Raw genomic sequence first — 17,787 nt, 5'->3', positions numbered from 1 at the left:
GTGGTCACCCCGTCCGTGCTCGGCCCGACCCCCGAGCGCCTTCCCGACGTGCGGCGGATCGCCGTGTTGCGCGCCAACGCGCTCGGTGACTTCGTTTTCGTCCTGCCGGCGCTGGACGCGCTGCGGGCCGCGTACCCCTCGGCGGAGATCGTGTTGCTCGGCGCGCCGTGGCACGCGAAGCTCTGGCGCGACCGGCCGGGCCCGGTGGACCGGGTGCTGGTGGTGCCGCCGGCCCCCGGCATCCGGACGCCCGACCCGGGTGAGCCGGAGTCGTCGATCGACGACTTCGTGGCCGCGGTCTCCGCCGAGGGTTTCGACCTGGCGGTGCAGATCCACGGCGGCGGCGCCAACTCGAACCCGCTGATGAGTCGGCTGGGTGCCCGGGTGACGGTCGGCCTGCGGGCCGACGACGCGCCGCCGCTGGACCGGTGGCTCCGCTACGTCTACTACCAGCACGAGGTGATCCGCTACCTGGAGGTGGTGGCGCTGGTCGGGGCACCGGCCACCACCATCACCCCGACGCTGACGGTGACCGACGCCGACCGGGCCGAAGCGGCCCAGGTGCTCGGGCCGGCGGACCGACCCCGGGTGGCGCTGCACCCGGGGGCCAGCGACACCCGCCGTCGGTGGCCCGCCGAGCGCTTCGCCGAGGTGGCCCGCGAGCTGCATGGTGACGGCTACGAGGTGCTGGTCACCGGTACGCCCGCCGAGCAGGACGTGGTGGACCGGGTCGTCGCGGCGGCCGGGGTTCCGGTCCGGCCGCAGGTGGGGACGCTCAGCCTCGGCGGGTTGCTGGGCTGCTACGCCGACTGCGCGTTGGTCGTCTCCAACGACACTGGCCCGCTGCACGTGGCCGCCGCGGTGGGCACGTCCACGGTGGGCATCTTCTGGGTCGGTAACCTGATCAACACGGCGAACCCGCTGCGGGGCCGGCATCGGCCGATCTGTTCCTGGACGGTGCACTGCCCGGTCTGCGGGGTGGACTGCACACCGGGCATCTACCCGCACCGCCCCGGCGACGGCGAGTGCCCACACCGGGACTCGTTCGTGGCGGACGTGCCGGTGGTCGAGGTGCTCGAAGCGGCCCGGGAGCTGCTCAACCCGTAGGCGCGCCCTCCTCGGCGAGGACCACCTCCCACGCCTCGACGTCCCGGTCGGTGACAGTGGTCGGAGACTCCAGGTGGTACGCGCCGCTGGGCAGGATGCCCGCCCCGCCGTACCGGGCCAGCACCGCGAGCTGTGCGGCCACGTCCTCACCCTGGTGTTTCTCCTGCACCCGACGCCAGAAGTCGAACCCGCCGACGTCGACGAGCTTGGCCCGGTCGTAGAGCACGCACCCGCCGATCCAGGAGACCTTGTACGCCCGCCACGCGCCCGGCGGCAGCGCCAACTGCTCGGTGACGTGCAGGAGGTTGGCCGCCGAGTGGATCCGGGCGCGACCCCACTCCGGGGTGTCCGGGCGGATCCGCTCCGCAGTCGGCGGGCCGATCCACTCCTCGTAGTGCCCGTGCGACTCCGGCCGCACGTCGTCGAGGTACGAGAGCCCGTGCACGCCGTTGCCGACGAACCCGCAGCCCAGCTCACCGATCGCGGTGACCAGCCGGTGCACCGCCCCCGGCTCCAGCCAGATGTCGTCGTCGAGGTTGAGGACGTACCGGGCCGCCGAGGCGGCGAGCAGGTACGCCCGATGCTCGGCCAACCCCCGGCGGGGCAGCCGACGGGTCAGCAGCACCGGGTGCCCTCCCTGGCGCAGCGCCCGAACCATGGTGGCCGCGGCGGGGTGGGCGTACGCGGGCTCCCCGTCGGACTGGTCGCTGACCACCACCCCGAAGCCGGGCACCCCGTCCTGGGCGGCGAGCCCGGCCAGGGTGACCGCCAACTCGGCGGGCCGGTTCCGGGTCGGAATCAGCACGTCGAGCAGCCGGTCGGCGCGGAACTCCGCCGGGGCGCCGAGGTCGAGGGGGCGGTTCACGACGCCTGGGTGCGGGTGCTCAGCGACTCGTCGGGCACCCGGTCCGTGGCGCGGGGGGCCGCGTCCTGACTGTGCGACCGGATCCGCTCGATGATCGCGGAGGTGGACCGGTCCGGCACGTACCCGAGGGTGCGGACCTGGCCGCCCAGCCGGCGCACCAGCGGGGCTTCCGGGACCAGCTCCGGTGGGTAGTCGCCGCCCTTGACGTAGACGTCCGGCCGGACCGCCTCGATCAGCGCGGCGGGCGAATCCTCCTCGAAGACCACGACGTGGTCCACACAGGCCAGCGCGGCGAGCAGGGCACCCCGGTCCTCGACCGGGTTGACCGGGCGGTCCGGGCCCTTCAACCGTCGTACGCTGCCGTCCGAGTTGACCGCCACGATGAGCAGGTCGCCCAACGCTCGGGCCTGCTCCAGGTAGCGCACGTGCCCGCGATGCAACACGTCGAAGCAACCGTTGGTGAACACCACCGACCGCCCCGCCTCGCGGTACTCGGCGACGATCGCGTCCAACTCGTCGGTGCCGACCAACGCGGAGCGGTCCGTCGCGCCGGTCGGTCGGTCGAGCGCGGTGAGCAGGTCCTCCCGGCGGCACACGCAGGTGCCGGTGTCGGAGACGGTGATGGTGGCCGCCAACTGGGCGAGCTGGGCGGCGGTGGGCAGCGGCGCGTCGGCGGCCAGGGCCAACGTCATCGCCGCCAGGTACGCGTCCCCGGCGCCCACGGCGTGACTGGCCGGAACCGGGGTGCTGTGGCTGCGGCGTGGTGCCCCCTCGGCACCGCCGACCACCGCCCCCTCGGTGTCCAGGGTCACCGCGACCACGTCCGCGCCGGTGTGGGCGCGCAACTCGGCCAGCCGCGACTCGGCCAGGACGGCCCGGTCCACGCCCTCCCCGGCCTGGGTGTTCACCGTGACGCCGGTGCCGGTGACGCTGAGGCCGTCGCCGGTGAGGGCCACCCGACCCTCACCCCGGACGGGCTCACCGACCGGACCGGGGCGGTCGGCGACGTCGTCGGCGCGTACCGCGCCCGGTGCCGCGCCGGCGGTCATCTCGGAGGGCCCGTCGGCCGGGTCGACGTCCGGGTGCTCCAGGTGCAGTTCGGTCCCGCCGGCTGGTCGGGTCGTACCGGCGGCTCGGGCCAGCAGTCGGGTCGCCTCGGCGAAGCTGGGAGTGACGACCGTCGGCGCGAGCCCTCGCCAGTCGGCCAGGTCGTGGGCGTCCAGCGCGACGGTGGCGTACCGCTCGCGTTGCTCGACCAGCCATGCGCGGACCGGCGCGGGCAGCGCGCCCAGGCCGTAGTCGCAGACGACCAGGGTCGGCGCCTCCCCACCGGCGGCGGCGCGCAGCTCCTCGGTCGCGCAGCTCAGCGCGGTGAGCAGCCGACTCACGCCCTCCGGGTCGAGGGCGTCGTCCGGGTCGCCGGAGTCCTCCCGGAGCAGGATCTGGTTGCCGGCCAGCATTCGCCGCTTGACCGGGGTGGGCCGTCCCGGTTGGTTGACGGTGCGGTCCCAGACGCCGGCGCGGTCCAGACAGTCGTGCAGTTCGTCGCCGGCCACGTCGGCGCCGACCGGTGCCACCAGCACCGCGCGCCCGCCGAGCGCGGCGACGTTCACCGCGGTGTTCGCGGCGCCACCGGCTGCGGAGATGCGTCTGCGCAGGGTCAGGACGGGAGCGGGTGCCTCCCGGCAGAGCCGATCGGAGTCGGCGAACCGCCATTCGTCCAACATGGCGTCACCGACGATCAGGACTGGGCGTCCGAGCCAGCTCTCCACGACGGTGGCGAGCCGGCGCTGTTCCGCTGCTGCTCCTGCCATGCCTCCCCGGGTCCCCACCGCCTTCCTGGCCAAACCTGGGCCCCGGCGGTCCCGCCGCTGGTCGTACGCCCTTCGGTGGTTCGTCACCGGTCGGAGCTGTTTCGGGCGTTCCGGGCGGGGAAGGGGATTGGGGTACCCCCGGAAAGGAGATGTACCGACATGGCAGCGACATTGCACGGCAAGCGGATCGCGTTCCTGGCCACCGACGGCGTCGAGGAGGTCGAGTACGTCCAGCCGCGCGAGGCGGTCGAGAACGCCGGCGCGACGGTCGAGCTGGTCTCGTTGAAGCCCGGCACGATCCAGTCCTTCAACCATCTGGACCAGTCCAAGACGTACGACGTGGACGTGACTGCGGACAAGGCGGACGCCGCCGGCTACGACGCGCTGGTGTTGCCCGGTGGGGTGGCCAACCCGGACTTCCTGCGGGGCGACCCGGACGCGGTGCGGTTCGTGAAGGCGTTCTTCGACGCGGGCAAGCCCGTCGGGGTGATCTGTCACGGCCCGTGGACGCTCATCGAGGCGGACGTGGTGCGTGGCCGGCGGATCACCTCCTGGCCGACGCTGCGTACCGACCTGACGAACGCGGGCGCGACCTGGGTGGACGAGGAGTGTGTGACCGACGGCAACCTGACCAGCAGCCGCAACCCCGATGACCTCCCCGCCTTCTGCCAGAAGATCACCCAAACCTTCGCCGCCTGACCGCCCCCACCCACCCACCCACCCAACCCACCCCCGCTCTCGTTCCCGTTGATCAAGAGGTTTGCGTCATTTTCGCGGTGTTCCCTGACGCAAACCTCTTGATCAACAGAGATGGCGGGGGTTTTCGGGGGGTTGGGCGCATGTTCCTCGGCTCGCCGGATAGAAGGGCACATGACCACCGAAGCCTCCGACGCGCCGGTGCTGAACCGTCAGCAGATCCGACTGCTCATGGTCGGTCTGATGACCGGGATGCTGTTGGCCGCGCTCGACCAGACCATCGTCGGCACAGCCCTGCCGACAATCGTCGGCGAGTTGGGCGGGATCAACCACTACTCGTGGGTGGTCACCGCGTACCTGCTCGCCTCGACCGCGTCGACGCCGTTGTACGGCAAGATGGCCGACCTGTACGGGCGCAGACCGGTCTTCCTCTTCTCGATCGGCACGTTCCTGGTCGGGTCGTTGCTGGCCGGGCTGTCCCAGAACATGACCCAGCTGATCATCACCCGGGGCATCCAGGGCCTCGGTGCGGGTGGTCTGCTGACGCTCGCGTTCACCATCATCTCGGACGTGGTGTCCCCCCGGGAGCGGGGTCGTTACCAGGGTCTGTTCGGTGCGGTCTTCGGGATCTCGTCGGTGGCCGGGCCGCTGGTCGGTGGGTACTTCGCGGAGACCGACTGGCGGTGGATCTTCTATATCAACGTGCCGCTGGCGGTCCTGGCCATCGTGGTCTGCTACCACGTGATGCGGTTGATCCCGTTCGAACGCCGGGACCACTCGATCGACTGGCTCGGTGCCGGCCTGCTGGTCGCCGGGGTGAGTGCGTTGCTGCTCGCGTTGAGCTGGGGCGGCAACGAGTACGCCTGGGGCTCCGGCGTGATCATCAGTCTGTTCGTCGTCGGCGCGGTGCTGGGGGTGCTCTTCGTCCTCCAGGAGGCCCGGGTCGCCGAACCGATCCTGCCGCTGCGGCTGTTCCGCAGCGCCACCTTCGCGCTGGCCAACTCGGCGCTGCTCATCATCGGTCTGGTGATGTTCGGCTCGATCATCTTCATCCCGCTCTACCTGCAGATCGTCAAGGGCGCCTCGCCGACCCGCAGCGGTCTGCTGATGCTGCCGATGATGGCCGGCATCATCATCACCTCGATCCTGACCGGCCGCGCGATGACCCGGATCGGCAGGTACAAGTGGTTCCCGGTGGCCGGTTCGGTGACCCTCCTCGTCGGCATGTTCCTGTTCACCAGCCTGGAGGTGACCACCTCGCTCTGGGTGGCCTTCGGGTTCATGGTGGTGATCGGCGTCGGGCTGGGCCTGTGCATGCAGTCGTTGATCCTCGCGGTGCAGAACGCGGTGTCCGTACGCGACCTGGGCGCCGGCACCTCCTCGGCGACCTTCTTCCGGTCGCTGGGCGGCTCGTTCGGGGTGGCGATCCTCGGCACGGTGCTCTCGTCCCGGCTGACCGGCGGACTCGCGGACCGGCTGCCCGGTGCGATCGCGCAACTCCCGCCGGAGGAGCAGGCCGCGGTGGCGGCGAGTGGCGGCTCCAACATCTCGATCAACGATCCGGCGACCATCCTGGCCCTGCCGGCGCCGGTGCGCGCGGCCATCCAGGGAGCCTTCGTCGACGCGTTGGACATGGTCTTCCTGACCGCCGGCGTGATCGCGATCCTGGCGGTGGTGGTCACGCTGACGCTGCCCAACACCCAGCTGCGCGGTGCCGGCCCGCAGGGCGCAACCGGTGGCGCGGACCCGCTCGGCGGTAAGGCGCCCTCCCCGGGCGGTAAGCCGCTGACCCGCGAATCCAAGGACGAGGCCGCCGCCGACATGGAGGCCAAGTCCCAGACGATGATCTGAGTGTCAGGCGGGGCGTCGGTAGGCGCCGTACCACCAGGTCGCGGCCAACTCCCGGGCCGCCGCCGCGTCGGTCTCGGGGTCGGCCGAGGTGGTGCTGACGTGGTCCGCGAGGAAGCGGTCACCGCCGACCACGATCAGCCGGCTGGCCGCCGTCACGTCCAGGTCGGCGGGGGTACGTCCGGCCTGCTGCTCGATGCGGAGTGCCTGCGCGGTGCGCGTCACGAACCGTTCCAGCCCCGCCGCCCAGTACTCCCGGACCACCTCGTCGTACGCGGCGACCTCGCTGACCGCTGCCAGCACCGGGGCGTATGTCCGGTAAATCCGAATCACGTCGGCGAAGACCTCGGTCAGCGCCGCGAACGGGTCGCCCGGCCCGGCCGGACTCCACTCGCCGGTGCGGCCGAACGAGGTCTCCCGCATGGTGCCGGCGAGGCGCATGAGCAGTTCGCTCTTGTCCCGGAAGTGGGTGTAGAAGGTCGACCGCGCCACTCCGGCCTCGGCGGCGATCCGCTGCACCCCGAGGTCGGTGAACCGGGTCCCTTCCCGCAGCAGGCGCTCGGTGGCCGCCAGTACCCGCGCCTCGACGGCGGCCCGACCGTCGGGGTTGCGCGGGCGGCGGCGGGTGATCGAGGGCATAGCCGGAATCCTAGGTGGCCGGGGGTGGGGGCGGCGACGTACGCTCTTTGCCGGACACAGTGTCCGACATAGTGACCACGGGGCGCCTGACCTCGGCCTCCGACCCACCACGAGGAGCAACACACGTGAAGTACCGGCTGTTGGGCAACACCGGGGTGTACGTCTCGGAGATCTCGCTCGGCGCGATGACCTTCGGTGGCAGCGGGCATCCGCTCTGGGGAACCCTCGGTGCTCTGGACCTGCCCGAGGCGCAGCGGATGGTCGACACGGCGCTGGACGCGGGCGTGAACTTCGTCGACACCGCGGACGGCTACAGCGACGGCGAGAGCGAGGAGCTGCTCGGCCGGGCGCTCGGCAAGCGGCGTCGCGACGTCGTGCTGGCGACCAAGGTGCACTCGCGGACCGGGCCCGGCCCGAACGACGTCGGCACCTCCCGGCTGCACATCATGCAGAACCTGGAGGACAGCCTGCGCCGGCTGGGCACCGACCACATCGACCTGTACCAGATCCACAACTTCGACCAGGTCACCCCGATGGAGGAGATGCTGCGCGCGCTCGACGACGCGGTCCGACAGGGCAAGGTCCGCTACATCGGCTGCGCCAACTTCGCCGCCTGGCAGATCTCCAAGGCGCTGGGCATCTCCGCTCGGGAGAAGCTGGCCGGCTTCGTCTCCGTGCAGGAGTACTACTCCCTGCTCGGGCGGGACGTGGAGCGCGACGTGGTGCCGATGGCGCTCGACGCGAATGTCGGGCTGACCGTGTGGAGCCCTCTCGCCGGTGGTTTCCTCTCCGGCAAGGTCGGCCGGGACGGCACCGTCGCCGACAGCGGCGCGCGCAGCGCCCAGCCCGGTTACACCAGCTTCACGCCGTTCGACCCGGAGCACGCCTTCGGGGTGGTCGACGTGCTCAAGGGCGTCGCCGAGCGGCACGACGTCAGCCCCGCCCGGGTCGCCGTCGCCTGGCTGCTGTCCCGGCCGGCCGTGACCAGCGTGGTCGTCGGCGCGCGCAAGCTGGACCAGTTGGTGGACAACATCGCCGCCTCGGACCTCACCCTGACCGAGCAGGATCTCACCGAACTGGACGAGGCCACCAAGCTGCCGGTCGCGTACCCGAACTGGATCCAGGAGGGGTTCTTCGCCGGGATGCGCCACCCGCAGTAGGGCGACCCGGGGGCCGACCTACTTCAGGATCAGCCGGTTCGTCTGCTCGAAGACGTCCAGGTCGGCCAGGGTCTCCAGGACCGACGTGGAGAGTGGGGTCGGGAAGCGGTCGCGGGCGAAGAAGCCCGCGTCGGTGGTCTCGTCGGTGACCCGGGCCAGCTGCCCGTCCCACTCCTCCACCTTGAACGCCGTGGTGAACACCTGGTACGTGTGCCCGTACATGTTGGTGCTGGTCCGGTCCGGGCCGGTGTAGAGGGCGAACGCGCACACCCGCAACGCGCGCAGCCCGGTCTCCTCGCGGACCTCGCGGACCGCGCAGTCGGCGATCGACTCGCCGAGTTCCATCGCGCCGGCCGGCATGGCCCACTGACCGTTGTCCGAGCGCTGAATCAGCAGGATGCGTCCGGCGTCGTCGCTGACCACGGCACGAGCGCCGACGAACATCAGCGTCCGGTCCCCGGCGATTGCGCGCAACTGCCCTACGTACGAGTCGGCCCAGGAGATGCTCACCTGCGCCAACTTACGGGGGTTCCCAACGTGTGACCCGCGACACTAGCTTGTTACCCATGCGTAGCACGATGATGGACGCCCCACTCCAGGTCTCCCGGATCCTCGAGCACGGCGCGGGAGTGCACGGCACGGCCGAGGTGGTGACCTGGACCGGCGCCGAACCCCGCCGGATGACGTACGCCGAGGTGGGTCGCTCCGCCGCCCGGCTGGCGCACGCGCTACGCGACGAGTGCGGGGTGACCGGTGACGAGCGCGTCGCCACCTTCATGTGGAACAACAACGAGCACCTGGTCGCCTACTTCGCGGTGCCGAGCATGGGTGCGGTGCTGCACACGCTCAACATCAGGCTCTTTCCCGACCAGGTCGCCTACATCGCCAACCACGCCGAGGACCGGGTGGTGCTCGTCGACACCACGCTCATCCCGCTGCTGGCCCGGGTGATCGGCGAGTTGACCACGGTGCGGCACGTCGTGGTGGTGGGCGGTGGTGACCCGGCACCGCTGGTGGCGGCAGCCGGCGAGCGCATCACGGTTCATCACTGGGATGCGCTGCTCGCGGACCGGCCCGAGGCGTACGACTGGCCGGAGGTGGACGAGCGTGACGCCGCGGCACTCTGCTACACCTCGGGCACCACCGGAAACCCGAAGGGCGTCGCCTACTCGCACCGGTCGATCTACCTGCACTCGTTGCAGGTGTGCATGCCGGAGGGCTTCGGTCTCGGGCCGACCGACCGGGAGTTGGCCATCGTGCCGATGTTCCACGCCATGTCCTGGGGGCTGCCGTACGCCGCCTTCCTCTCCGGCGCGTCGCTGATCATGCCGGACCGGTTCCTCCAGGCCGCGCCGATCGCCGAGATGATCGCCGCCGAGCGGCCCACGCTGGCCGGTGCGGTGCCGACCATCTGGACGGATCTGCTGGCGTACCTGGACAGCCACGACGTGGACACCTCCTCGCTCACCGAGGTGATCGTCGGTGGCTCGGCCTGCCCGCCGGCGCTGATGCACGCGTTCGACGAGCGGCACGGCATCGACGTCATCCACGCCTGGGGGATGACCGAGATGTCCCCGCTGGGGTCGGTCTCGCGTCCACCCGCCGGGGTGACGGGGGAGCAGGCGTGGCGCTACCGCTACACGCAGGGGCGGGTGCCGGCGGGCGTGCAGGCGCGGATCGTCGGCCCGTCGGGCGAGCCGTTGCCCGCCGACGGCGCGGCCGTGGGCGAGCTGGAGGTCCGGGGGCCGTGGGTGACCGACAGGTACGTCGGCGACGACGCCCCGGACGAGGAGAAGTTCCGCGACGGCTGGCTGCGGACCGGGGACGTGGGCACCCTCTCGCCGGACGGCTACATCGCGCTGACCGACCGCGCCAAGGACGTGATCAAGTCCGGGGGTGAGTGGATCTCGTCGGTGGAGCTGGAGAACGCCCTGATGGCCCACCCGGCGGTGCTGGAGGCGTGCGTGGTGGGAGTGCCGGACGAGCGGTGGGACGAGCGACCGCTGGCCACCGTCGTGGTTCGCGAGGGTGCCTCGGTGACCGCGGAGGAGCTGCGGGACTTCCTGGCCGACTCGGTGGCGCGTTGGCAGCTGCCCGAGCGCTGGGCGTTCATCGACGCGGTGCCCAAGACCAGCGTGGGCAAGTTCGACAAGAAGGTGGTCCGATCGCGGTACGCCGAGGGTGAGCTGAGTGTCCGGGAGCTGACAGCCCCGTAACGTTTTCCCCGGCACTGTCGCCTGTTGGGGCAGGGGTAACTCCTGAAGATCCTTCCCCGGGAGGGCGGCCCCGGCGTTCGCACCGCGCCGGGGCCGCCCGTTCCACGCGGGACGACCCGCACCGTCATTGTTGCGAAACTTCTTCGCCTCTGTCCTGATGACGGGGAAATCGGGTGGTCCGCGACCCGATCAGGCGTCGCTGGTTCGCACCAGGACCTTGCCCACCGTCGAGTCCTCCACCGCCTGGTGCGCCGCTGACGTATCGGCCAGCGGGTAGTAGTGCAGGGGGAGTCCGGCCACCGCGCCGACCCGCAGCGCGCCCTGGCCGGCCGCCGCCGCCACGTCCTTGACACCCTGCGCCTTGGCCGCCTTCGGCTCCGTGTAGACCAGCACGAACTGCCAGCGCGCGTTCGGCACCATCAGTGGGCGGACCGGGATCGTCAGGTCGGCGCCCCCGTTGTCGGCGTACACGCAGACCGCCCCGCCGTGTCGCAGCACCTGCACGTCCACCGCCGCGTTCTGGGCCGGGGCGACCTCCACGATCGTGTGCACCCCGTCGGGGGCGATCCGGTGGACCTCCTCGACCACGTCCTGCTTCCGGTAGTCGATCACGTGAGAGGCGCCGGCGGCCGCCGCGAGCTGTGCCTTCTCCGCACTGCTCACCGTCGCGATCACCGTGGCATCGGCCCACCGGGCGAGCTGGATCGCGGCGTTGCCGACCGCGCCCGCCCCGCCCTGCACCAGCACGGTGTGGTCCGCCAACGCACCGGCGCGCAGCGTGTCCGGCATGAATTCGCCGGCGGTCAGACAGCGGTGCGCGGTGAGGAACGGGATGCCCAGGGCGGCCCCCAGCTCGAACGGGGCGTCACCGAGGCGTACCACCTGCCGGACCGGCACCAGCGTGTACTCCGCCGACGTCCCCCACGGCCGCTGCCAGGCCGCCTCCCAGATCCAGACGCGCTCACCGATCAGGTCCGGGTCGACTCCCTCGCCGACGGCCTCCACCACCCCCGCGCCGTCCTGCCCGGGAATCTGCCATCCGTCCGGTGCCGAGCTGCGGCGGGACTTCCAGTCCGTCGGATTGACCCCGGAGACCGCGACCCGCACCAGAACCTCGCCCGCGTCCGGCTCCGGCACCGGCCGGTCGACCAGTTTGAGCACCGAAGGGTCACCGGCGCGCTCGTACACGATGGCCTTCATTCGTGGTCTCTACCCCGCCCGGCCCCTGTCAACCCCGGTCGTCCAGCAGCTCCGGGGTCAGCTCACCGATCGCGCCCAGTGTCACGGTGGCCAGCCGGGCGGCGTCCGGGTCGAGAGGGTACGAGCCGTGTGGCACCGCCACCACCCGCATGCCCGCCGCGGCGGCGGACCGCACCCCGTTCGACGAGTCCTCCACCGCCACGCAGCGAGCCGGGTCGACGCCGAGGCGTCCCGCGACGCTCAGGTACACGTCCGGCGCGGGCTTGCCCCGCTCGGTCTGCTCGGTGGAGAGCGTCGCGCCGAACGCGTCGGTCAGGCCGGTGGCGGCCAGCGCCGCCTCGATCAGCCGGGTCGGTGACGAGCTGGCCAGCCCCAGCGGCCAGCGGGCGGCCATCCGGCGGACGACCTGGTCGGCGCCGTCGATGAGGGGTACGTGGTCCCGGTAGCGCCGGGTCATCTCCTCGACGACCTCGACGGCGACCTGCTCGGCCGTGCGGTCCACGCCCAACTCGCCGCTGAGGTAGTCGGCCCACTCGCCGGTGCTCATCCCCATCAGGCGACGTTGGGTGTCCGACTGCCACGTCCCGCCGTGCGTCGCCACGTACGCCCGGCGGACCTCCTCCCACACCGGCTCGGAATCCACGATCACGCCGTCCAGGTCGAATACCACAGCATCCGTCACGGCACCATCCTGCCCGACCGGTGCCTGCCGGGTCAGCCGGGCAGCGCGGGCAGCCCGACTGGACTCTCCGCCGGGACCAGGGTGTGGCAGGAACGGGCGATGGGGTCCAACAGCTCCCGAAGCCGGTCCGTCTCGCCCGGGGTGAGCGCCTGCCACGGGTGGGCGGCGGCCCGGTCGGTGGCCTCCTCGACGGCCTCGAACTCGGCCCGGCTGTGCTCGGTGACCGTGCCGTCCCCGGCCAGCCAGCCCCGCTGCGTCAGGCGTTCGCGGGCGGCCTTCCACTGCTCCTCGGACCATCCCCGGCCCAACAGGTACTGCGGCTGCGAGCCGTCCGCCGCCACCCGCCAGGTCAGCGTCTCGACCGGGTCCAGCCCGGCGGCCACCAACGCCGCCACGTGCCCGTCGCCACGGTGCTCGCGCAGCGTCGTGGCGGCCTGCCAGAGCCGGGCCAGCGGGTATTCCCCGACCGGCAGCGCGGCGTTGGCCGCGCCGAGCACCCGCCCGGCGGTCTGCACCGCCGACGCGGCCCGCTCCAGCAGGTCGGCGGCCTCCGCCAGGTGCGACTCCGGCAGCTCGTAGGTCAGCTCCGCGAGCGCCTGCACCGCGCCGGTCAGGCGGGCGCGCAGCGCCTCCTGCGGGGTGGCCAGCCGCCACACCGCAGGCAGCGCCCGGGTGACCATCGGCGGCGCGAAGTTGAAGAAGGCGGCGATCACCGGGGCCGCCTCGGTCGCGCCCAGCGGCGCGGCCCGGCCGGCGAAGTAGCCCCGCCAGTAGCCCCGCAGACCGACCGCCTCGTACGCGGCGCGGGCCCGTGGGTGGAGGTAGGTGACCGCGTGCACCGGCTCGAAGTACGCCCACATCACGCGGGCCGTCCGTCCAGCCTCGTCCAACGCCGTCACACGCACCTCCGCGTCCCGGTTACGGATGCTCACCCCGGGCGTGCACCGCCCGGGGTGACGCCGAACCTACTGCCGGTGGGTGACGGGCCGGAAGCCCCATGTGAACAACTCCATCGCGACCAGCGGACAACCGGGGCGATTCGGTCAGGTCACTGAGCGGCGAGGACGTCCACCACGAAGCGCAGCGGACCGGTCGGGCGTCCACCGGCGTTCGCCTCGTCGTTGCCGTACGCCAACTCGCCCGGGATGTCGAGCTGCACCCGGCTGCCCACCGTCACGCCGACCAGGCCCTGGTCCCAGCCGGGGATGACCTGACCGACGCCGATCGGGAAGGTGGCCGGTTGCCCATTGTTCCAGGACGAGTCGAACTCCTTGCCGTCCTTGTAGAACACCCCCACGTAGTTGGTGGTGATGTTCTGGCCCTTCTGCACGGCCGGACCGGTGCCCTTGATCAGCGGGGTGACAGTGAGCTTCTTGAGGTCACCGGTGCCCGGAGTGACAGTCGGCTTGGTGCCCAGCGCCGGGTCGGCGCCCTCGGGGAGCTGCGGGGCGGGGGGAGCGCCGGGCGCGTCGGGGGCCGGAGCGGAGGCGGACGGCGTCGCATCGGCCTGGTTCTCGGGCTTGTCGTCGCCCCCGCCGATCGTCACGAAGACGGTGATCAGCACCCCGACCACGGCGACCGCGGCGAGGCCGCTGGCCCACGCGTTGCGCTTTCGCCTCGCGTCGGCTGCCTTCTTCGCCGCCAACTGGGCGGCCAATCGGCGCCCCGACTTGGTCGCCGGGCTCTGGTCCGGGCCCGTCTGCTGCGTCCGCTCGCTCACGTCGTCGACTCCCTGCTGCGAAGTGTGGCCGGCACCCGGTGCCGGGGGGAAAGCCGACGCACACGGTACCCGCACCGCGGCCCACTGTGCCCGCCGCGCACGCCTCGGATCGCCCACCCCGGCGGTTCCGGGACGTCGGCGGGCGTTATTCCGGGACGACCATGAAGTCGGTCACGAACGAGGTGACCCGGCCGTCGGCGGTACGACCGATCCAGGTGCCGTAGCAGCCGTCGCCCCAACCGCTCGTCACGATGACGAGGTTGGCCCCGCTGGCCTCGTCCAACACGGCGGTGATGAGCCCTGGCACCGGGGACGAGGGCAGCTCGGTCGGGATGAAGACCTCCTCGACCCGCTCCTCGTCCCAGCCCTCCAGGACCGCGAGCGCGGTGGGGTCGGCGAGGGTGCCGACGCCGGCGTCCACCCCGTACCCGAAGTAGTCGTCCGCACCGAGCGTGGCGACGTCCTGGTCGCCCGCGACCGCCGGTTCCCAACGAATCGTCGGCTCGGTCGAGACGACCAGCTCGAACGCGGCCACCCGCCGGTCCACCTCGGTGTCCTCGCGGAGCACCGCCGCCACCCAGGCGCGGGCGGGATACCGCCCCGGCGGCACGGTCACCGTGAACGGCTCGGCCTCCGGGCAGACCAGCGGGTCGCACCCGACCACCCGACCGGTCGGCAGCACGACGTCGTCCACCGGGTGGGCCTCGATCAGGTACGCGCCGTGCTGGTCGGTGAAGCGGGCGCCGGGCGTCAGCAACCGGTCCAGATCAGGGGTGTACGGCATGAGGGCTCCTCCGGTCGCCAGCGGCCGGCGGAGCGTACCCGGTGCGGCGGACACCGCCGTCGCTGCCGTACGGTCAGGCGCTCTTGCGGGGTGCGGTCTTGCGCGCGGCCGTCTTCTTCGCCGGCTCCGCCTTCTTCGCGGCGGTCTTCTTGGCGGCGGTCTTCTTCGCCGGTTCGGCCGCCTTCTTCTCGGCGGACTTCTTCGCCGGGGTCTTCTTCGCGGGGGCCTTCGCGGCCTTCTTCTCGGCCGCCTTCTGCGCGGACCGGGCCGACGAGATGGGTGTCGGCTCGCCGCCGCCGCCGCGGGCGGGTTGCTCGCCGCGAGCCGCCTTGGCCCGCTCCACCGACGCCTTCAACGCGGCCATCAGGTCCACCGCGGCGGCCGGGGCCTCCTCGACCTCCTCCGGCTGGACGACCTCCCGACCCTCCACCTTGGCGTCGATGACCTCCTGCAACGCGGCCCGGTAGTCGTCGGTGAAGACGTCCGGCTCGAACTCGCCGGTCATCGAGTCGATCAGGGAGCTGGCCATCGCCAGCTCCGGCGGGCGCACCTTGAGGTCCTCGTCGAGGAAACCGAAGTCCGGGGTACGGATCTCGTCCGGCCAGAGCATCGTGTTGAGCAGCAGCACACCCTCGCGGACCCGCAGCGTGGCGAGCTGCTCCCGCTGACGGAGCGCCACCTTCACGATGGCCACCCGCTCCGAGTCGATGAGCGCGTCGCGCAGCAGCACGTACGGCTTGGTCGCCGCGCCCTCCGGTTCGAGGAAGTACGCCTTGTTGTAGAGGATCGGGTCGACCTGCTCGGCCGGTACGAACTCCAGCACGTCGATCGCCCGGGAACTGGTCAGCGGCAGGTCGGCGAAGTCCTCGTCGGTGAGGATCACCATCTCGCCGCCACCGATGTCGTAGCCCTTGGCGATGTCGTCGTAGGTGACCTCCTCGCCGCAGACCGAGCAGGTGCGCTTGTAGCGGATCCGCCCGCCGTCCTCGCGGTGCACCTGGTGGAACCGGATGTCCTTCTCCTCGGTCGCGGAGTAGAGCTTCACCCCGATCGAGACGAGCCCGAACGACACGGCTCCCTTCCAGATGGCACGCATCCTGCGCTCCCTTCCCCGGTATCGACCATGCTCGCATCCGAAAGAACCGGACGCGAGGTGTTCGGCCTGCTACTACAGTCGGGTCGTGCCCGGCGCGCCGCTCAAGCCGATGCTCGCGATGACCGGGCCGCTCCCGGCGGGTGACGGCTGGGCGTACGAGTTCAAGTGGGACGGGGTCCGCGCGCTCGCCGACATCTCAGGTGGTGGCCAGCACCTGTATGCCCGTTCCGGCGTGGAGATCACCGCCGCGTACCCGGAGTTGGCCTCCCTGCCCGAGCAGGTCGGCGACGCGCTGCTCGACGGCGAGGTGGTGCTGCTCGGCGAGGGTGGGCAGCCGTCGTTCACCGCGCTGGCCGAGCGGATGCACGTGCGGGACCGCAACAAGGCGGCCCGGTTGGCGGCGGTCATGCCGGTGACGTACATGATCTTCGACCTGCTGCGGCTCGACGGCGACGACCTGACCGGCTGGCCGTACGAGCGCCGCCGGGAGGCCCTGGACGGGCTGGGTCTGGGGAGCGCCCGCTGGGCGGTGCCGCCGATGTTCGCCGACGGGCCGGCCACCTACGAGGCGGCGGGCGAGCACGGCCTGGAGGGCGTGATGGCCAAGCGGGTCGGTGCCGTCTACCGCCCAGGGGTGCGCTCACCGGACTGGGTGAAGGTCAAGCTGGAGGTGACCGGTGACTTCGTCGTCGGCGGCTGGCGACCGGGCGCGCGCCGGATCGGCGGGCTGCTGGTCGGTGTGCCCGGCCCGGACGGCAGGTTGATCTACCGGGGTCGGGTCGGCGGCGGAATCGGCGCGGCGATCGAGCGGCAACTCCTCGCCGAGTTGGAGCCGCTGCGGTCCGGCGCGTCGCCGTTCGCGCCCGGCGTGCCGCGCGAGGATGCCCGGGGAGCCATCTGGGTAGAACCCCGGGTGGTGGTGGAGGTGAAGTACGGCCAACGCACCCCCGACGGCCGACTGCGCTTCCCCCGGGTGCTGCGGCTGCGCCCGGACAAGCCTCCGGAGGAGGTCGACGATGCCGGCTGAGCGGCTACGGGTGGATGTCGAGGGCCGCCCGCTGGAGCTGTCCAACCTGGACAAGGTGCTCTACCCGGCGGCGGGATTCACCAAGGGCGAGGTGATCGACTACTACACCCGGATCTCCCCGGTGCTGCTGCCGCACCTGCGGGATCGGCCGGTGACCCGGATCCGCTACCCCAACGGGGTGGACGACAAGTCGTTCTTCGAGAAGAACACCCCGGCCGCGACCCCGGACTGGGTGCGGGTGGAGAACCTGCCCGCGCCCGGCTCGACGAAGGGCCGGGAGACGATCGACTACGTGGTCGCCGACGACCTGCCCACGCTGGTGTGGCTGGCCAACCTGGCGGCGTTGGAGCTGCACACGCCGCAGTGGAAGGTGGGCGAGCACCCGGACATGATGGTCGTCGACCTGGACCCGGGGCCCCCGGCGGGGCTCGCCGAGTGCTGTCCGGTGGCGGTGCTGATGCGGGACCGGCTCGCCGACGACGGCATCGAGTCGTACCCGAAGACCTCCGGCAAGAAGGGCATGCAGCTCTGCTGCCCGATCGCGGGCACCCAGTCGTCCGACGACGTCTCCGCCTACGCCCGGCGGATCGCCCAGGAGTTGGAGCAGGCCCACCCGAAGCTGATCGTGTCGAAGATGGCGAAGAACCTCCGCCCGGGGAAGGTCTTCATCGACTGGAGCCAGAACAACGCGGCGAAGACCACCGTGGCGCCGTACTCCCTGCGGGCCCAGTCGGTGCCGTCGGTGTCGACGCCGCTGACCTGGGACGAGGTCGAGACCGGCGCCCGCGGTCGGAAACCGGCCGTCCGGCAGTTCACCGCCGCCGAGGTCCTGGCCCGGGTCGAGGAGTACGACGACCTGCTCGCTCCGCTGCTCGACGGCGGCCCGGAACTACCCTCGGCCTGACAACCTTCGGTGACCCCGCGGCGTGTAAG

Annotated in this window: 17 protein-coding genes; 7 read left to right on the top strand and 10 right to left on the bottom strand. The window is 71.8% G+C overall.

Annotated elements, in window-relative coordinates; genetic code table 11:
* Positions 1–1,107: a glycosyltransferase family 9 protein gene (locus tag O7617_RS09950; protein ID WP_282263022.1), complete on the top strand. Its 1,107-nt coding sequence runs from the start codon at positions 1–3 to the stop codon at positions 1,105–1,107.
* On the opposite strand, the gene O7617_RS09945 is transcribed toward O7617_RS09950, so the two are convergent.
* The gene (locus O7617_RS09945; protein WP_282263021.1) at positions 1,097–1,972 is read right to left on the bottom strand and encodes a glycosyltransferase; all 876 of its coding nucleotides are present in this window, start codon (positions 1,970–1,972) and stop codon (positions 1,097–1,099) included. The genes O7617_RS09950 and O7617_RS09945 overlap by 11 nt on opposite strands.
* Positions 1,969–3,786, bottom strand: a complete 1,818-nt coding sequence (gene rfaE2 / locus O7617_RS09940; RefSeq protein WP_282263018.1) for a D-glycero-beta-D-manno-heptose 1-phosphate adenylyltransferase — start codon at positions 3,784–3,786, stop codon at positions 1,969–1,971. The genes O7617_RS09945 and rfaE2 overlap by 4 nt, the downstream gene beginning before the upstream one ends.
* Before the next feature lie 159 nt (positions 3,787–3,945).
* On the opposite strand from rfaE2, the gene O7617_RS09935 reads away from it, so the two are divergent.
* Together O7617_RS09935 and O7617_RS09930 are read left to right on the top strand one after the other, a co-directional pair.
* Positions 3,946–4,485, top strand: a complete 540-nt coding sequence (locus O7617_RS09935) for a type 1 glutamine amidotransferase domain-containing protein (protein WP_282263016.1) — start codon at positions 3,946–3,948, stop codon at positions 4,483–4,485.
* Positions 4,486–4,656: 171 nt separating this feature from the next.
* Positions 4,657–6,333, top strand: coding sequence for an MDR family MFS transporter (locus O7617_RS09930; RefSeq protein ID WP_282263015.1), 1,677 nt, complete (start codon positions 4,657–4,659; stop codon positions 6,331–6,333).
* Positions 6,334–6,336: 3 nt separating this feature from the next.
* On the opposite strand, the gene O7617_RS09925 is transcribed toward O7617_RS09930, so the two are convergent.
* Positions 6,337–6,969, bottom strand: a complete 633-nt coding sequence (locus O7617_RS09925; protein ID WP_282263014.1) for a TetR/AcrR family transcriptional regulator — start codon at positions 6,967–6,969, stop codon at positions 6,337–6,339.
* 125 nt (positions 6,970–7,094) lie between these two features.
* On the opposite strand from O7617_RS09925, the gene O7617_RS09920 reads away from it, so the two are divergent.
* Positions 7,095–8,129 (top strand): aldo/keto reductase, encoded by a 1,035-nt coding sequence (locus O7617_RS09920; RefSeq protein ID WP_282263013.1) that lies wholly within the window; start codon positions 7,095–7,097, stop codon positions 8,127–8,129.
* Positions 8,130–8,147: 18 nt separating this feature from the next.
* Here the strand turns inward: O7617_RS09920 and O7617_RS09915 are convergent, their stop codons facing one another.
* The gene (locus tag O7617_RS09915; protein WP_282263012.1) at positions 8,148–8,639 is read right to left on the bottom strand and encodes an NUDIX domain-containing protein; all 492 of its coding nucleotides are present in this window, start codon (positions 8,637–8,639) and stop codon (positions 8,148–8,150) included.
* A gap of 71 nt (positions 8,640–8,710) precedes the next feature.
* Between O7617_RS09915 and O7617_RS09910 the strand changes: the two genes are divergently transcribed.
* A complete protein-coding gene (locus O7617_RS09910; protein WP_282264691.1) occupies positions 8,711–10,345 on the top strand; it encodes a fatty acid--CoA ligase in 1,635 nt (544 codons plus the stop codon).
* Positions 10,346–10,534: 189 nt separating this feature from the next.
* Here O7617_RS09910 and O7617_RS09905 read toward each other — a convergent pair whose 3' ends face one another.
* The 6 genes from O7617_RS09905 to O7617_RS09880 all read right to left on the bottom strand — a co-directional run bounded on the left by O7617_RS09905 (position 10,535) and on the right by O7617_RS09880 (position 15,827).
* Positions 10,535–11,545, bottom strand: coding sequence for an NADPH:quinone reductase (locus O7617_RS09905; RefSeq protein ID WP_282263010.1), 1,011 nt, complete (start codon positions 11,543–11,545; stop codon positions 10,535–10,537).
* 28 nt (positions 11,546–11,573) lie between these two features.
* Entirely contained in the window at positions 11,574–12,227 is a 654-nt protein-coding gene (locus tag O7617_RS09900) for an HAD family phosphatase (RefSeq protein ID WP_282263007.1), read from the bottom strand.
* A 32-nt stretch (positions 12,228–12,259) separates the two neighbouring features.
* Positions 12,260–13,087 carry a hypothetical protein gene (locus O7617_RS09895; RefSeq protein ID WP_282264690.1) on the bottom strand — a complete coding sequence of 276 codons (828 nt, stop codon included), beginning with the start codon at positions 13,085–13,087 and terminating at the stop codon, positions 12,260–12,262.
* Positions 13,088–13,275: 188 nt separating this feature from the next.
* Positions 13,276–13,947, bottom strand: a complete 672-nt coding sequence (locus O7617_RS09890) for an FKBP-type peptidyl-prolyl cis-trans isomerase (RefSeq protein ID WP_282263006.1) — start codon at positions 13,945–13,947, stop codon at positions 13,276–13,278.
* Positions 13,948–14,092: 145 nt separating this feature from the next.
* Positions 14,093–14,731, bottom strand: a complete 639-nt coding sequence (locus O7617_RS09885; protein ID WP_282263005.1) for a DUF4241 domain-containing protein — start codon at positions 14,729–14,731, stop codon at positions 14,093–14,095.
* Positions 14,732–14,804: 73 nt separating this feature from the next.
* On the bottom strand, positions 14,805–15,827 hold the full coding sequence (locus tag O7617_RS09880; RefSeq protein ID WP_282263004.1) for a Ku protein: 1,023 nt from the start codon (positions 15,825–15,827) through the stop codon (positions 14,805–14,807).
* Positions 15,828–15,912: 85 nt separating this feature from the next.
* On the opposite strand from O7617_RS09880, the gene ligD (O7617_RS09875) reads away from it, so the two are divergent.
* Both ligD (O7617_RS09875) and ligD (O7617_RS09870) read left to right on the top strand, forming a co-directional pair.
* Complete coding sequence (gene ligD, locus O7617_RS09875; protein ID WP_282263003.1) at positions 15,913–16,854, top strand: non-homologous end-joining DNA ligase; 942 nt, start codon at positions 15,913–15,915, stop codon at positions 16,852–16,854.
* Positions 16,844–17,758 carry a non-homologous end-joining DNA ligase gene (ligD, locus tag O7617_RS09870; protein ID WP_282263001.1) on the top strand — a complete coding sequence of 305 codons (915 nt, stop codon included), beginning with the start codon at positions 16,844–16,846 and terminating at the stop codon, positions 17,756–17,758. The genes ligD (O7617_RS09875) and ligD (O7617_RS09870) overlap by 11 nt, the downstream gene beginning before the upstream one ends.
* The last annotated feature ends 29 nt before the right edge of the window (positions 17,759–17,787 follow it).

It is taken from the genome of Micromonospora sp. WMMD1155 (assembly GCF_029581275.1).
Taxonomy (GTDB): Bacteria; Actinomycetota; Actinomycetes; order Mycobacteriales; family Micromonosporaceae; genus Micromonospora.
The sequence above is the reverse complement of the archived record's forward strand: the minus strand, read 5'-3'. Positions and strand labels throughout refer to the sequence as shown.

Bases quoted from the DNA above. Each gene is read 5' to 3' on its own strand.
- rfaE2 (WP_282263018.1), bottom strand. From the start codon at position 3,786: ATGGCAGGAGCAGCAGCGGAACAGCGCCGGCTCGCCACCGTCGTGGAG.
- O7617_RS09935 (WP_282263016.1), top strand. From the start codon at position 3,946: ATGGCAGCGACATTGCACGGCAAGCGGATCGCGTTCCTGGCCACCGAC.
- O7617_RS09930 (WP_282263015.1), top strand. From the start codon at position 4,657: ATGACCACCGAAGCCTCCGACGCGCCGGTGCTGAACCGTCAGCAGATC.
- O7617_RS09925 (WP_282263014.1), bottom strand. From the start codon at position 6,969: ATGCCCTCGATCACCCGCCGCCGCCCGCGCAACCCCGACGGTCGGGCC.
- O7617_RS09910 (WP_282264691.1), top strand. From the start codon at position 8,711: ATGGACGCCCCACTCCAGGTCTCCCGGATCCTCGAGCACGGCGCGGGA.
- O7617_RS09905 (WP_282263010.1), bottom strand. From the start codon at position 11,545: ATGAAGGCCATCGTGTACGAGCGCGCCGGTGACCCTTCGGTGCTCAAA.
- O7617_RS09895 (WP_282264690.1), bottom strand. From the start codon at position 13,087: ATGTGGGCGTACTTCGAGCCGGTGCACGCGGTCACCTACCTCCACCCA.
- O7617_RS09885 (WP_282263005.1), bottom strand. From the start codon at position 14,731: ATGCCGTACACCCCTGATCTGGACCGGTTGCTGACGCCCGGCGCCCGC.
- O7617_RS09880 (WP_282263004.1), bottom strand. From the start codon at position 15,827: ATGCGTGCCATCTGGAAGGGAGCCGTGTCGTTCGGGCTCGTCTCGATC.
- ligD (WP_282263001.1), top strand. From the start codon at position 16,844: ATGCCGGCTGAGCGGCTACGGGTGGATGTCGAGGGCCGCCCGCTGGAG.